The following is a 15,803-nucleotide window of genomic DNA, read 5'->3' on the forward strand; positions in this document are numbered from 1 at the left end:
ATCATAAAACTACGCTAAAGTTAGTACACCAGTCATCGTCTACGATTAAGCCGGATACGACGTCACCGCCGTCATACAGTTCAAAGTCGAAGGAGACGCACTCGGATAAATCATCTACTCGCTCAAAAACTACCAGCCAATAATCTTAGTCTACGAAGTCACCGGATACTACGATATCATCGCTATCGGCAAATTCAAAGATACGGACCGCATGAACGACGAGATCAAATTCTTGATCACCGATCCCAGTATCAACCGATCTAACACCAGTATCGTCCTCAACGCCGTCAAAGAACACAACCAATTCGAACTACCCACATAGCCACTAATCCCTCGCTACCAAGCAAGCCCTCTACGCGTAACTGCTCGAACACGGTTTCTGCCCACTTCCGTTTTGTATCGACAGACGCCCCGCTCAGCGTCTCGTCGTACGACTCTATCGGGTTTCCGTCCGGGTCGAGCAGATGGTGTTTTGCAGAGAGAATATACCACGCATCGTGATTCGCTTCAACGTACTGGGGAGCCTTCCTGAAAAACCCGACTCAAGATACAGATCCTTCGGTTTCGCTGCCTTCTCGCGCTTACTCTTTGTACAGCTGACGAGCCCGACCTCCATGCGGAGTTGTTGAGTCGTCGATCCTATAATCGTATTCGATAGGTGCCTGCGAGTACGCTGTGAGTAGTGGTGCCCCGATCCCCCCAACTATATCATCTACCCGTCAGTGGACAGGACAATGGCAGTCACGCTCGCCGAGCCAACAGTGCTTGCTGCCGCGAAGGACACACTATATCCTGATATCGACACGAGTCCCGATCAGTACGCGGTCACGGAAACGCAGTTCACGCAATCCACGTGGGGTGGATGGACAATTCCTGATGCGCTCCGTGACCGGCTCGCGCCGTACAACACGATTCGACTCAGTGCTGGCGAACCCGATTTACTCGGCGTTGGCATGCCAGCCACCGAGGTCCTGAACGGCGACGCGGCCACGACACCAGTCACGGTGATCGAAGCGAAAGGCCACAACACCAACCCGGCAGCTGCGGACGTCGCCCGCGGCATCACGCAAGCACACGCACACCTCCCCGAAGTCAACCTCGGGTACGTCGCCGCACCAGCCCCCAGCATCACCGACACAGCACGCGCACAGGCCAGGAATCTCAACGTCGGCGTGATCGCCGTGGAGGATGCTGACTCCACGCGTGTCGTCGAGCCCGCCCGTGTCACTGGAGCCGGTGAGTTCTCCACGACGATCGACGCGGTGCGACTCCAAGCCACCACGCACCGACTCACCGACGGAAGTTTCCCAGTGAATCACCCGAAAAACTACCTCGGGTACGCGCTCGCACTCGCTGCCGAGGGCGACACTAACACCGTGTACGCCGACAACGTCATCAACGCGATCTCTGGCGGGCGACGCGGCGCAATCCTATTGAACCTCGTCGACGACCAACCCAACGGCGACTCACTCACGCACCTCGGCGCAGAAGTGGTGCGGTTCGCCCGCGACCAGCACGGCAGTGTCACGGCTGCACTCGCCGAGTTCGACACGTGGACTGGTAGCCGAACGCGGTTCACCGAGCTCGCTCCGCGATGGGCACAGCTCGCGCGTTCAGTCGCCATTCAATACGAGCCCACGAGGCTCATCATCACCGCGCTTGAACGGCTCCATCAGAACGGGGTCCGTGATGCGACGCTCGCCGATGTCGCACTCGAAGCCACACGCATCAACCAACCACTCGCCGTCGAAGTGTTCTTCACCCGGGATCGACGAGAGGACGTTCTCACCGCAGACGGCGATATTAACCAGTCCGTCCTCAGAGACCCGACGATCTACAAATCTGGCATCCACTTCCAATTCAAATACCAACTCTATCACCTCGGAATCCTCACCACCGGCGGCACCGATGATAAGGACACAGTCCTCGAAAATGAGTGGCGATTAGAGCAACCAGTTGGTGGCGCAGAACGACCTAATTAATGTGTTACAGATCGCGGTTTCAATGCCAGTATCTGATTGATTAGCTATCTTCAGACCGTACGTGGTAGTTGATTCATATCAGCGACCGTGGTATGAAGGCAGTACCTATATTTGATACTCCACCATGAAAGACTAGTGGTAGATGATCGGATTCGATGAGTTCACTGAGCGGTACAAATCATTTGTTGCGGAACGCGATTGGGACCAGTTCCACACACCGAAGAACCTCGCTGAAGCGATCAGCATTGAAGCAAACGAACTGTTAGAACTCTTCCTCTGGCATGACAATCACCCGCCTGACACTGTGCAAGCCGACACCGAACTTCACGACCGAGTCAAAGAAGAACTCGCGGACGTGGTTATATACTCGGTTGCGCTTGCAACCCAGATGGATATTGACCTTGCTGACGCTGTAGATGAGAAAATGACTGCCAATGAAGCCCGATTCGATGAAGACACTGCCGCAGACATGACTGCAGAACTCGAACGCTGGCAGAGAGACTAACCCGCAGACGGAGTTGCAAACGCTCTACCATCTCTCCTCGCTTCTTCGATAGCATCCATTGATACGGTTGGTTTGTGATCTAAGGCGGATGGCTGCCGATCCAGAGATTTTTGCTCGGCAGAATCATGTGTTATATGACATAGGCGTTATAACCGATTCCTCATGAGTAACGGGGCTCCCGCCGAAGACAATCGTGAGCAGACCGAACGCCGTGCGTGGGTTGTCGGGTTCAACAATGAAACGTGGTGTGACCTGTTTTTGCGTGAAGATAGCGTTAGTATGGGATGGCCGGACGTCACAACTGACATTTCTGCATTAACATCTCACGATGCAATTGTTGACGCGACGACGGCACGCGACTCGGTGCACCCGCGGAACCCTGCCGTGCAACTCCAGAAATTCGCACACGAAGCCAGGATCGGCGATATCATCGTTCTCAAAAACGGGCTTCGTTACCACTCAGATGACGAGTGGCATGGAAACGCAACAATTCGAGCGATCGGCGTCATCGACGGCAACTACACGTATCAAGACCCAAATGACCGGTACGGTGAACTCCCACCGACCGCACGAAACTCTCTCAACACTCACCATCGGGACGTCAACTGGATCCTCAACTTCGACGAACTGATCGGTGGAGCGTTCACACCCGACGTCCCGATCAATCGCTGGACATTCGAAGAATTCGACGACTACCCGGAATTAAAAACCCAGCTGCAATCCTCTCGCGGACTCACCGATCACTTCTCCGAACTAGAAGCGTACGCCGACCAGGCGAAAACACAGCACAGCGACGACCAACCGACAGTATGGATCGAAAAAAGCTACCACAACCGTGACGACCGCGACGTCGACGGATGGGGGCTCGGTGACGCATTATGGTGCCCGCAAACACGGACCGACGGTGGGAGATCCGTGTACTACGACAACGCGACCGACGTGCAACCAGGCGACGTCATCTTACACCTCGATCAACATCAACGAGCGTTCACCGCTGCGTCACTCGCTGCAGACACGTACGAAGAAACGACGTGTCTCGAAGACACCGAGTGGGACGACAAAGGCGTATCTGAAATGGGGTACAACTCCGGGCAGCGCCCCGCATACCGCGTCCCACTCACCGACTACCAAGAATTCGCTACACCTCTCGATGTTGACGAGGTACTCACAGAAGCCAACGAAGACATTCTGCATGACCTCCGCAACGACCACACCGTCGTATACAGCAAGAACCTGAACCTCAACCAAGGCGCATACCTCACCGAAGCCCCGCCCGCCTTCGTCGAACTCATCAGCACCGCCGCACGCACCGCCATCGACGACACACTCCCACATCTCGACCGAATAGACCCCGCTGAACGCACAGAAACCCTACTGATAGACCCGAGCGAGACAGAGTCTGACGACTCCAAGCAGTACGACCACCCAACCGACTTACTCGTCCAGCACGTCCAAGACAATGGTACCACTATCTACGGGTTGACAGCACCTGCGGACTACTGGGTGACGGCACTCAACTACCGAGCCTGCGGCTTCGAAGACACACACCACACTCAGTGGGCGGATATGGACCCGGGCGACGTCCTCATTTTCCATGCCGGCGGCGACCCAATGCATCCCGAACTGTCACAACCCGACGGGTTCGTCTTCGGCGTTGCGATTGTGGGCACTCGCTTCGAAACCGACGAGCAATGGTGGTACGACGATATCCAGAATACCAGAACGTACCCGTACCGCGTCGCATTCGACCAGCTCTTCCTCACCCCTGGTGCCGCCGCCGCGACAAACCTTCCAGACGCAACCGACTCTGTCCACGAACTAACAGACGCTATCAACCAACTCCAACGAGAAAGCGTTCCTATCGGCAGTGTCAACGAACGCTGTCACGACGCCACAGGCGATCACTTCCCAAGCCGGCAGTTCATCAGCACATTCGATGATGACGCCGAGGACGGTCGTGGTGAGGCAGTCATCGACCTGCTCGTAGGCACAACAACAGAATCGTCGCCAATTGCAACGACGATCGAATTCTCAGGGACAATCGATCCGGACGCGTTCTCCGGCATTGTGTTTCCCGACGCGTACGACGTCCCGTCTGCTGACGAGCTGGCTGAGCAAATTACGGCCGCTGTCCGCGCCGGCGACCACATTATCTTCACCGGGCCGCCCGGTACCGGGAAAACCGAAATCGCCCAGCAAGTCACTGAGTACCTGGCTCGCCACTACCCGCACCTGTACAGCGGCTACCAAGTCACCACCGCCACCGCCGACTGGTCCACGTTCGACACCGTCGGCGGATACATGCCGACCGAATCCACTGATGAAGACACGAACGGTGACCTAGCATTCACCTCTGGTGTCGTTCTCAACCGACTCAAAAACGCGAAAACAGGTGTTCAGGTTAACGAACCGATCATCATCGACGAGCTCAACCGAGCCGACATCGACAAAGGATTCGGCCAGCTCTTCACCCTGCTCTCCGGGCAGCCAGTCCAACTCCCGTACACCAAAAACGACAACGAAATCGAGTTACTCACAACCGACCACCTTGACGGCACCCCTGCCGATCATCAGTACCTCGTCCCCGATTCATGGCACATTTTCGCCACTATGAACTCATACGACAAGACGTCGCTGTACGAAATGAGCTACGCGTTCATGCGTCGCTTCGCGTTCATCCGCATCCCCGCGCCGACCCTCCCCGCAGACACTGACGACGACGCACTCGACGCTCTTGACGACGGGATGCGACAGTACGTCGCCGCATGGGACGACCTCGACCCGACTCCCGAAGAACTACGCGCAGTCGGGCTTGTCTGGAAACACACCAACCAGGCCGTCGACGACCGCGCAATCGGCCCCGCAATCGTCAAAGACATGCTTGGGTACATCACCAACCACCACGGCACCGGAAACGGCACCCTCCCAAACCGCGTCACTAACGCCGTTATCAGCTACATCTTCCCACAACTCGAAGGCGTCCCCAAGCGGGACAAAATCGTACGGCATATCACCGAAATCAACGACCACGAGCAGACCGCCAATATGATCGACCGGGACCTCCTAGAGACGGCCGCTCGTGACATGCTGCAAGTCACACTCGACAGTGAGTCATGAACCGCGAGGATCTCATCGACGGCCTCACCCAAGACATCCTCGCGTACGTCATGAACGGCGGGTTCCCCGAACGCGAACTCGCCGACTCACTCACATTCGACGGACTCGACGAACGATTCGAAGACTACGAGCTTCTCCTCGACCTGCACTTCATCCTCAAACCCGAGATCGTCGAGTTCGTCGAACAGCTCTCACAACGCCTCCGAAACGTCCGCACCGAAACGAAAACCGTCGCCCGTACACAACGCGGCGGTATTGACGGGCACATCAACTGGGGATCAACGGTTAAGGCCCGGTACTCCACCAATCCCAACGACCGTTCGTTATTCGTCACCGAAAACCGCTCCGAAGACTACGACATCCCCGAAAACATCGTCCTCAAACGCCTCCTCTCAATCATCTACACAACGCTCCGCGACGCCGGTGAATATCTAAAAGACAACTACGATTGGGTCACCGATCGGTGGCAAGCCAACAACGACCTCATCGATGAAGTCCAGCGGACCGTCGAACGCAACGTCCACGTCCGCCGCATCCGCGACCCAGAAACGTACGAACCAACCGAACGCATGCTCACCACTGCTGAAAACTCTCGACAGGAAATCTATCGAGAAGCAGCTAAACGCCTACGTGAACGGCAACAACTGTTCAACGGCGATCGTGAAGCCCTCCACACCCTCCTCAAACAAACCGCAATCACCCCTGACGACCAAGCTCGACTATTCGAACTCTACGTCCTCTTCCGATTCATCGACACGCTCGAAGACCTGCAAGAGACGTCCCCAGTCTTCCAAACAATCCAAAGCGGACGACAAGAAGTCGCCCGAATCGACGGCAAACAAGAAATCGTGCTGTACCACGACACGTCAGCCGCCGACCGCGGTCTTTCGTTCCGCACCGACACTGTGCCTGATGACCGAGACCCCACCCGCGCCGAACAAGTTCAACAAACCGCCCGTGACGTCGCCAGCAACTACTTCGACAAGAACTTCCAAAACCACACCGGCCGCCCCGACGTCATCGTCCTCGAAATCAAATCAGACAACCCGATCACATACGAGTACCTCATCGCCGAAGTAAAGCACAGCACCCGCGAGGAGACGATCCGAACTGGAATCAAGGAAACACTCGAATACCTCGGCTTCCTCCGCATCAACGAAAAGTATGTCTTCGGGCGAGAAACCGAAGACAAGAACGATATCTTCGGCAGCGGATGGAACGGACTCCTCGTCGTGCAAGACTTAGATCAAAATACACTGTCTGTCGCTGAACAAAAAGATGAACCCATCACTATCCTCCAGGCTGAAGAACTTGATGAGGAGCTCCCGGTAATTCTAAGGAATGTATTAAAACAACAATTTAGCACTTAGATATGCTATCAAGAATATTCACGACCAATTGTCCACACGGTTTGACATCCAATATTATCATGATAAATACCTCATCACTGTTTCAGCTCCTCAGTGTGCCTTCTATGCGACTCCAAATGGCAACTGTCTCCCCTTAGAGCCGTATACCGACCCTCCGATATCTGTTTATTTCCCTCTACAAATACAGGAATAGATGCTACTCTTGGCACTTGTAACCTACAGCCCATTCATAACGGATGTTTGTATGGGATTCGATCAAAGAAAGTGGGCCATGGAGTGGCATCTCAATTGCACAGCGAAACTGGGACTCTGAAGTTTTATTTTTAGTTGCTAGGCGCGTCCTTGGTAAGGACGAGACCCCGAGTTCAAATCTCGGCCTAGGCTTGGGGAAAAAGGGTTCGAATCCCTCGTACCCTGCTTATACGTCAAATACGCGATCGGAGACTTCGAACGTTATCTAATGACGGCGAGAGTCTGGAGAACGCTTATTTGATTAGCCCATGAGAACGACTTTTCCCGTATCTATCTGGTCCCTGATTGTAGAATCATACGCTGGATACATACTGAAGTCCTTGGCCTCACCTGCTTCGAGCTTCTTTCGAGTGTCTTCATCGGCGATGACCTCCCCATCTACATTATAAAATTTCACAACGAGATGTACTGGTCGATCTGTCCCAGCATTCGTGTTCTCGATGCGTCCGTGGACTCGAATGGTAGGATCGTTATCTGTCGGTAGATCTATTTCGTGATCCACAAGCTGGACTCCGTTCCACGGTGTGGCTGTCTTATTCGTATTAGGCTCCACTACTCCACGGAGCACGATGTCATCTGGTGAAGGGGCGTTACTAAATTCAATGGTAGCTTCTGTCTTCCAGACCTCGCAAGGATCCAATGCAGTCATCCGCAATGGCACTGCTTGGAAGAAATTCTCTGTCTTGATGCTGTCCTCAAAGAATTCTAACCGAACATTGGAATACCGTATTCGCTGATCAGTGATGTTCTTGATCTTCCCCGTGATGCGAACGGTATTCTCGTCAAGCCAATCCTCATTCAATTCCGCAAGATGGAGTTCAGGATCATCCGAGGTAAGCCGATTCCACTGGTTGGCGATCCATTTCTTCAACCTCAGCCATCTTCCAGGATAGGTGTGTTCGACCTCAACATCTTGATGCCCCACATGATAGAGGATCTTCCCTGATTGTTCAGCGTGTCCACGACAGGCAACGGTGTACTCTAACTCATACGTCCGCCCGCGTTCCATCCGAGCACCACCGAAAAAGATTCTGAACCGTGCACCTCGGTGTAGAACGGTATCGACGAACACTTCGTAAATCCGTCCTGGGGACCCGATGTACCCCGTTTCATTCTCGTTGATAGTCAGTACTGAAGCAGGCCGATCATCAGATTGCCTGTGGAATTCCCAGTCATTCAGCTGTATATTGATATAGATATCTTCGGCCTTCGCTCTACCGTGATTCTCCAAATACATGGTCGGCGTCACTCGCATTACATCGAACGCCTGTGGTCGTGATGCTGCCTCCGCTTCTGATTCCAGGGCAAGATTTGGTCCAACCAAGAAGAATCGGTACAGCACTACCAGACCGGCAGCTGCCCCAAGTAAAGGGGCCCAATGCCGGAGCCAGTTTGATACCATAGATAACTCTTTGATGAGTTCAGTTAGAAGAGAAACCAGATTCGGCAACTGAGATACTATTTCTGAAATCATATTTCTGTACCCTGGGCCATTCGCGAAGTAACTTTGGAAATACGTATGCCAAAATAACTGATACTCTGCAAATCGATGTTTGGTTACATGGGCCTCCAAAAATTAGCAAGGGGCCTTACTCAGTTCAACACGAGGGCAAAAACTAGTTTCCGCACGAATCCTCTTGCACATCTTGCTGCGAGTTCGCCATCGTGCGAATCTTAGCATACCAAGATATAAAGACAATAATTTGATAGAAAATAACCGCTGTACAGCGGTACTGTGGTACTGAATATATATGTAGGAATAGGAGTTCAAGTGGTATGGGCATCTGTTCTTAGTCAACGGCAAAAAACGACCCTGTAGGGAAAGGGTCCTCTCGGCCGCTTAGGGCGGCGCAAGGGTGGTAAGACACGCTGTAAGGCGTGTATCGTTTCTTACCCTCCGTGTCGGCTTAAGTACCCAGGCGCACCCACCCTATAGATCGTTGGTCGCCGTTACCGACCATGAGAACAACAAACGATGCCGACACCAGCGAACACAACCAGTCGGCCCAAGCCCGTACTGACCCAGGTGGTCTCGAAGCCGCCAGCGAACACCGCGAGGACCTCGAAGCCCTCGCCAAGAACCATCTTCCTGCGAGCAAGTGGGCTCAACGCTTGCTTGACCTGCTGGACGAACAGAATAGACACACAGGCCGCGGAGGTGACGGACAGTGACCCATACGACAGCCCTCACTCCATCGAAGCGGGCGATAAAGGTGACTGAGCCCATGACGCAACGGAGGCGGCGACGAGCTGACAGTGTCCCCAGACGGAGACAGTACTCCTACCGGCCCACGCTCCCCGCGAGGACAAGTTCCACCAGCCCGTCGTTACGGGGGCGCTGTTGCCCGTCTGCGGGTCGTTCGACAGCGCGGGAGTCGAGCGTCGGACGGCGGAGCTACGCGACCGTGGCTATCGTCGCTGCCGGCTGTGCTGGCCTCAGTCAGATCGGCGTGGGTGCATATCGCAGACCGAGGGTGACCAACAGTGAGCACCGAGACAGACAAGGACCCTTCCCCGTCCGACGCTGATTATGACGGAACCGCAGACACAGGCATCCTCGCCGACCGTCTTGACGAAGCCGGCTTCGGGACAGGGCACATTATCGACGTGCTCGACGACGAGAAAGGATCTCCAATCGAACACGACGACCCGGCAAATCGTCACGAAGACCCACGTGACATAGACGGTAATTATGGGGTGTACGCGACTGGGGACTGTCGCGGCGGCCTCGCTCTCCTCGACGTAGATGACTATGGGAGAACACCGATACAACGGATTTGCGGCGCTCCAGGAACTCCCCGAGACGCTAACCGACGAGACGCCGCATACCGACGGCGAATTCGGCGGTCATCATCTCCTCAAGGTAGAGTCCGGTGATCAGTTCGAGACAGCCCAAGAGGCGCTCGAAGCCGTTACAGGCAACAAAAAGGCGTGTAAGCCGACCTGGGGAGACGTAAAGGTCTGTAACGGTTACGTTGTCGGGGTGGGGTCGCAACTCCAAGGATGCGATAACGGGTGATGTGACGAGTGCGAGACGCCCGAAGGTGGGTGGTATCGGATCTCCATCAACCGTCCCATCGCTACTATCACCACCGACGAATTCGCCGACCTCCTTCGTGCCGACCCACAATACGCCGAGGAGAACGAGCAAGGGGTCTTGGATGCGGCGAACACAGAGTGTGCCGTCGGGGAAGCCGAAGGTACGGGAAAGGGGTTCAGCGGGCTCGACGCTGACTTACTTGAGCGGGCACGGGATGTCAAGAGTGGCGAGCGGTTCTATCAGCTGTTCGATCGGGGTGATACGTCGAGCTACCGCAGTCACTCCGAGGCACGGATGGCTCTACTATACGACCTCGCATTCTGGACTGGCGGGGACCCTAAGCGCATGGACCGATTGTTCCGTGAATCCGGCCTGTACCCCCACCAAGGGAACCGGGAAAATGGGAGCGCCTAGAAAACGACGAAATCAGGAAGGCAATTAACGGACAAGGGGACTTCATCGTCACAGAATACTTAGCTGACGTTGAGATTAGCACGATTCACGAGTTGTCGCTTTCCGAACCGGCTCCAATAGCGATTGCAGTCGCGTATATCCTCATTGTCTCGGTTCGTGCGGCAGCTGCACTCGGTGTGATCGCTTCGATTCTGAGTATCCTGTTCGTAGCGTTTGATAAACTTCGCGGGAAAAAGCCCGTACGATAACCCCGAATAACCCATCCTCTCTATCCAGCACACACCCTACGTGACGGTACGCACGATCCTCGTCGTGAAGAGGACAAGAGCGATCGTGACACGGCTATCCGTGTTTGGTCGGGGCCGTGAGCACCTATTCACCAAGCCACACGAAGTGACCGTTATTGCAAATAGCTGAATTCGGGGCCGATACCAGTAGATCTGGATCTCGACCGAGCTAGAAATAGTACTGTCCGTGTGAATTAAAACGAATGGATCAGCCTCTGTTTTTCTGATAGATTATAATTCGTCATCAATCTACACTGTACTCCCGAAGCAAGTCAAGAAATGTCTGGTCATGTTCGGCCACTGCTTCGGTCACTTCAAGGGCAAGCTCCCGTGTATTGTCACCGGCCTGAAGGGCAGTTTCCAAAATCGACATGGCTTCTTCATCGAACTGCAGATAATCCGGCAACTTTGGTTGCTGAAGAAGTCCAGCATAGATTTCTATACAACAATGAGGATAGGTATCCACCCATTGTGCCAAGTACGTTTCTAGCGTTTTCCATCCTCGCCGATTATATACAAGGAATGGGGCAGTGTCCTGTAGTATAGACTCAACTGTAGGCGGGGCGATTTCCGCAGAAATTAAATCAAGCCATTCCACGAACCATCCGAACTCCTTTGCATGATCTTCGTAGTCGTCACTAACCATGTCTAACCGCCACTCCCACAACGTCTGGATCGCATCCCAGTTCTCATGGAATTCTGGGTCCTCATCTGCCCATCTCCATAACTGCCACGCCGCGCTTCCCGCTGTGTCAGGAGTTGTATTTTCGTAGAAATACGGAAGCAAACTGTCGTCCGCTGTTAACTGTTCATCTGAATGAAGATATGTGTGAAGTGTATGCGCAACAAACCGATTTCCCTCGGTATGCCCAGTGAATCGTCCCTCGCTGGCATGGAGGTCAACAGCGTGTAGGTATCGTTCCTTCAACTCTTCGTAGAGGTCTCCGATCCAAGGAGAGACGCTGAGATATGCTGCCCAGGCAGCACCAAATCGATCACGGGACTCGTCATCCTCATCTATTGGGAAGATGGTGTCAATGTTTTCCTCGACCAGTTCCCTGTCAAGCCAGTAAAGATTCCGAAGCCGTTTTCCGAATACACAATGCACAGCCGTGCTCGGATCCTCCATCTTTTCAACAAGACATCTTCGGACCTCTGTTTCCAACCCTGATTCCTGTTCTTCGTCGGATCCATCAAATCCTTCGACCTTTGCTCGTTCCAGTGCGTATATAATTAGCGTGTCAACGGCAACTGGGCGAACAGCATTGATCGCTGTCCGCAGTGGGTTATCGTGTGGAATATACCTTTGATCCTCGTTTTCGAGACGGGGTTCGAGATCTTCTGAAAGAGTCAATAGTAATTCACGGACTGTATCTTGATGATCTAACAGACCAGAGTCCTCTTTTGAAAGCCCTTTATCCAGTAACCGGCACACGCGCTTACGGCTTGACGATACCTGACCATTGTCGCGTTGTGCTGCCTCTTTACAGAGTTCAAGCACCGTACTCCACTCGAAGCTTCGGTCCGCATCAAGCGCATTTTGCAATCCATCAAATACTTCTGAGATATAGACGGATTCGGCCTCTGTAAGTATAGCTAGGTGGGGCGTGAACTGTTCAGGGGATTCCTCAACGAGAGTTTTAACCTCCTGTGCAAGCCCGCGCGGAGAAATCTCTGTTAGAAAATCTGTGTCATCCTCGTTTTCTTTCGGATCCCACTCCACACACAGTTCCAACACCTCTTCCGCAGGTAGATCACGTAGCTCCTCTTGGTCCATCGGTCCTTCAAATGAGACTGCTCCCATCCTAGCTGAGCCCCCTCTCTCAAGATGATTTGGTTCCCCGTACGTCTCTACAAGTTGTTCAATTCGGTCAGCGTAGCTGCCGGAAAGGTAGCCGCGGAGCATCCACAGTCGCCGTAGCTGCCATAAGTCGATTTCTTCATCCACTACGTCACCAATATCACGGTCAGGGAACCGATCTGCCTGTTCTTCCGCTACTTCCAACAATTCATCCCTTTCAGGACCATCATCAATGATCTCTAGAACACGGTCCTGCTCCGTCTCAGATAAGACTGGAAACCCATCCTGAAGTAACTGGAAGAACTCTTGTCTAACTTCATACGCATCGTAGATTTCCTCTGCGAGAAGTTCTTCTCGGACCAGTTCAGGATAAGCGTCTGCGTTCTGACTAAGTAAGTACAGGCCGAGCCGCCTAAAAAGGTGTATCTCATCTAGATACCGAGTGATCAGGTCGTGCCGATCAGAATCAGAGGGTGCTGCAGCAATCCAATCTTCAAGAAACGACCTTAGTCCGTCCAGAAGTACTTCCTTCAGTTTCGTATTGTTCAGATCTGACCCTCCTGCATACAGTGGCCATCTCAGTTCTTCAGGTTCTGCATCCCACACCTCCGCTTCAAGTTTGATTGCCTGACGAAGTTTTTCTTCCAGAATATCAATGAATTCGATATCGTATTCATCCAGAAGATCGGTTGCTACCGTTTCGATCGCAGTTTCAATCGTATAGATCCTGGCAGGTGCTCTGGCTTCTGTCTGCCACTTGTGCACTAAGGTTTCACCATTCTCAAGTTCTCGTTCAGTGACCTCCGGTTCCGGCGGCTGCGGTTCAACAAGCGCAGAGAGAAGTGAAAATGCACTTCCCAGGGCATCCTTCTCAACTAGACCCTTAATTAAATCAGTGTATTGGACAGTATATGGTCCAGCCCCAATCTCTGCCTCCGAAAGCCATTCAGTGAAGACCTCCACGCACTGCGTCGCATGTTCTGCAGGGAGTTGCCCTGCGATTTTCACAAAGATTGCTTGGAAGTTCTCGTGGTCCGTGTCTGTGTTCTGGATGATTTCAACAGTTAGATCAGGGACCTCGGGTCCGACTTGTTCTAGATATGTCATCACTGGGCCACAGGGGTCATCAAACTGTCCTCGGTTATGGAGTATTGACATCCAAGCAGCGGATTCAAGATTCGTGTAGAAGTATTCGCAAAACTGCTCGTTTTCGTTGATTTGGGAGAGTGCCACATCTATTACATCATCATCGACTTCGGCTGGATCCCATGTCGAAATCTCGTCAAGGATACGCGACACCGCATAGTAGTTGAGGCCGTCAACGGATAATGCAGCGTCAAGGAATTCCATCGGGGGGGAAGGCCCTCGCTTTACGAGAATCCGTAGCATCCAGCGAAATACACCTGCGGCAACACGTTCGTCGATCTCTTCCAGTACCTCTTGGGGTGTGGTCCATCCCAACCTGTTCACTGCATTCCACGCATAGAAATAGTCCTGCAGTTCCTCATGCCGGAATCGGTATCGTTCCCCAAATTCGTTGATGATGACCCTCCGGCTGATGAGACGCTTGTCGGGACGTTCCCGGCGGAGACTGATCGGGAATACCCGTGACCCGTCCTGAAGCCCTGTCTGTGCTAGTTCGATCGCACGAGCTCTAACCTCATCTCCAGACTGTTCATCCCATTGCCCACCTTGAGTTTCGCGTTCGGCGAGTGTCTCCTGATACCGGTCCCATAGCTCTACTTGAGATTTTATCGCAGTGAAATTAATCTGGGAATGAGTCGTCTCTGCCTGGAGCTCAGCAATGATTGAAAGATTCAGGAGATTCCGGCCGATCGTCAGCAGCTCATCACTATAGTCGGTGACCTCTAGGTCTGCAAGAACGTCACGAACCTCCGAAGAGGATAACTGCGATACTGTAACAGTGGTAAACGTCTCTTCGTTGGCGAGATCTGCGTAGACTCTCTGGTTTTCCAAGTCCCAACTGCGACATCCTGCGACGAGATGAACTCCGTCTTCCCCGTCTACAGCCCTGAGAAAATCAGTGAAGACCTCAGCGGCCGGTGTCCCCCCGATATTGTCAAGCTGGTCAACTACCACCAAACAGCTCTCGTGTCGACCAACACGGCCAACTGCATCTGAAAGAGATCCATTGAAATCAAACGCTTGTCGAAGTTCAGTATCCGTTGAACACTCCGAAAATCGCCGAGCATCGATAAACAACTCTGGACCGTCAGTCCACTGGTCTACGATCTGGGCGAGGACTCCAGTTTTCCCCACACCACCTTCTCCAGTTACAATTACCGCGTTCCCTTCAGTGAGCTCGGTATGGATCTCCGACATCTCTGACCGGGGAAGCTTCCGGTCAATCTGTGGAATGGTCCCCGTGATACCGGACAATGTGTTATCAGTTTCTTGCTCGAACGCACCAACAATGCTCTCATAGTAGTCACCGTTCAACGGAGGAATTCCGAGCACCTCCTCGATTAGTTTCTCGTGATCCGGTTGTGTAACCACATCCGCGAACCATGTGCGCTCGTAAATGATAAGTTCCCATCCATATTCGTCTCGAATATCTCGTTTCCACTCTTTTTGAAGCGTATTCTGGACTTCTCCCGACGTGACAAAGACAAAGGTGTCGATGTCGTGACCCATCTCACGACACCGTTTGCAGTCTCTCTTCAGCTTTGATTTTGTATTTGTCTTGGAGATGGCAAAGGTAACGTTATCCTCAGTTATTGAAGGTAAATTCTCGATCGGTAGTTCCTCTGTTCGAGCGTCTTGACCGAGGTCGTCCTGATCCGGGAGTGGGTTCAAGTTAGGAAACAGCTCTCGCTTGAGGAGGCGACGGGCAAGCTTCTGAAAGTCGAACCCGTTCATCTCGTCTATAGCAGAAAGGACATCTTCTTCTCGCCCCATATCACAAACGCATATCCAATCTGTATAACCTTGAAATGGGGTGATTTAGGTAATAAGTCTATCAACTATGATTTGCCAGAGTGAATTCAATCGGTTTACTGACCTCATTGTCTGTA

9 protein-coding genes and 2 pseudogenes are annotated in these 15,803 nt (G+C 53.1%); 8 read left to right on the top strand and 3 right to left on the bottom strand.

What is annotated here, in order from left to right:
- Positions 1–25 precede the first annotated feature (25 nt).
- Positions 26–322 (top strand): annotated as a pseudogene (locus tag ACFQEY_RS05280) (Lrp/AsnC ligand binding domain-containing protein); the annotation flags it as partial.
- Here the strand turns inward: ACFQEY_RS05280 and ACFQEY_RS05285 are convergent.
- Positions 288–485, bottom strand: a complete 198-nt coding sequence (locus ACFQEY_RS05285; RefSeq protein WP_379765573.1) for a DUF6884 domain-containing protein — start codon at positions 483–485, stop codon at positions 288–290. The pseudogene ACFQEY_RS05280 and the gene ACFQEY_RS05285 sit on opposite strands and share 35 nt — an antisense overlap.
- A 249-nt stretch (positions 486–734) precedes the next feature.
- On the opposite strand from ACFQEY_RS05285, the gene ACFQEY_RS05290 reads away from it, so the two are divergent.
- The 4 genes from ACFQEY_RS05290 to ACFQEY_RS05305 all read left to right on the top strand — a co-directional run bounded on the left by ACFQEY_RS05290 (position 735) and on the right by ACFQEY_RS05305 (position 6,974).
- The gene (locus tag ACFQEY_RS05290; protein WP_379765459.1) at positions 735–1,982 is read left to right on the top strand and encodes a hypothetical protein; all 1,248 of its coding nucleotides are present in this window, start codon (positions 735–737) and stop codon (positions 1,980–1,982) included.
- A 142-nt stretch (positions 1,983–2,124) separates the two neighbouring features.
- Complete coding sequence (locus ACFQEY_RS05295) at positions 2,125–2,487, top strand: nucleotide pyrophosphohydrolase (protein ID WP_379765462.1); 363 nt, start codon at positions 2,125–2,127, stop codon at positions 2,485–2,487.
- 384 nt (positions 2,488–2,871) lie between these two features.
- Positions 2,872–5,604 (top strand): AAA family ATPase, encoded by a 2,733-nt coding sequence (locus ACFQEY_RS05300; RefSeq protein ID WP_379765466.1) that lies wholly within the window; start codon positions 2,872–2,874, stop codon positions 5,602–5,604.
- A complete protein-coding gene (locus ACFQEY_RS05305; RefSeq protein ID WP_379765469.1) occupies positions 5,601–6,974 on the top strand; it encodes a hypothetical protein in 1,374 nt (457 codons plus the stop codon). Before ACFQEY_RS05300 ends, ACFQEY_RS05305 begins: the two co-directional genes overlap by 4 nt.
- 493 nt (positions 6,975–7,467) lie before the next feature.
- Here the strand turns inward: ACFQEY_RS05305 and ACFQEY_RS05310 are convergent, their stop codons facing one another.
- Positions 7,468–8,700 (bottom strand): hypothetical protein, encoded by a 1,233-nt coding sequence (locus tag ACFQEY_RS05310; protein ID WP_379765472.1) that lies wholly within the window; start codon positions 8,698–8,700, stop codon positions 7,468–7,470.
- 485 nt (positions 8,701–9,185) lie between these two features.
- Between ACFQEY_RS05310 and ACFQEY_RS05315 the strand changes: the two genes are divergently transcribed.
- From ACFQEY_RS05315 to ACFQEY_RS18765, 3 genes and pseudogenes are all read left to right on the top strand, one after another.
- Positions 9,186–9,398, top strand: a complete 213-nt coding sequence (locus tag ACFQEY_RS05315; protein ID WP_379765474.1) for a hypothetical protein — start codon at positions 9,186–9,188, stop codon at positions 9,396–9,398.
- A gap of 580 nt (positions 9,399–9,978) precedes the next feature.
- Positions 9,979–10,245 carry a hypothetical protein gene (locus tag ACFQEY_RS05320; RefSeq protein ID WP_379765477.1) on the top strand — a complete coding sequence of 89 codons (267 nt, stop codon included), beginning with the start codon at positions 9,979–9,981 and terminating at the stop codon, positions 10,243–10,245.
- 207 nt (positions 10,246–10,452) lie between these two features.
- Positions 10,453–10,644 (top strand): annotated as a pseudogene (locus ACFQEY_RS18765) (phage NrS-1 polymerase family protein); the annotation flags it as partial.
- A 567-nt stretch (positions 10,645–11,211) separates the two neighbouring features.
- Here the strand turns inward: ACFQEY_RS18765 and ACFQEY_RS05330 are convergent.
- A complete protein-coding gene (locus ACFQEY_RS05330) occupies positions 11,212–15,687 on the bottom strand; it encodes an NACHT domain-containing protein (protein ID WP_379765483.1) in 4,476 nt (1,491 codons plus the stop codon).
- Positions 15,688–15,803: the final 116 nt, after the last annotated feature.

It is taken from the genome of Halorubrum trueperi (assembly GCF_042662525.1).
In the GTDB taxonomy this organism is placed as follows: Archaea; Halobacteriota; Halobacteria; order Halobacteriales; family Haloferacaceae; genus Halorubrum; species Halorubrum trueperi.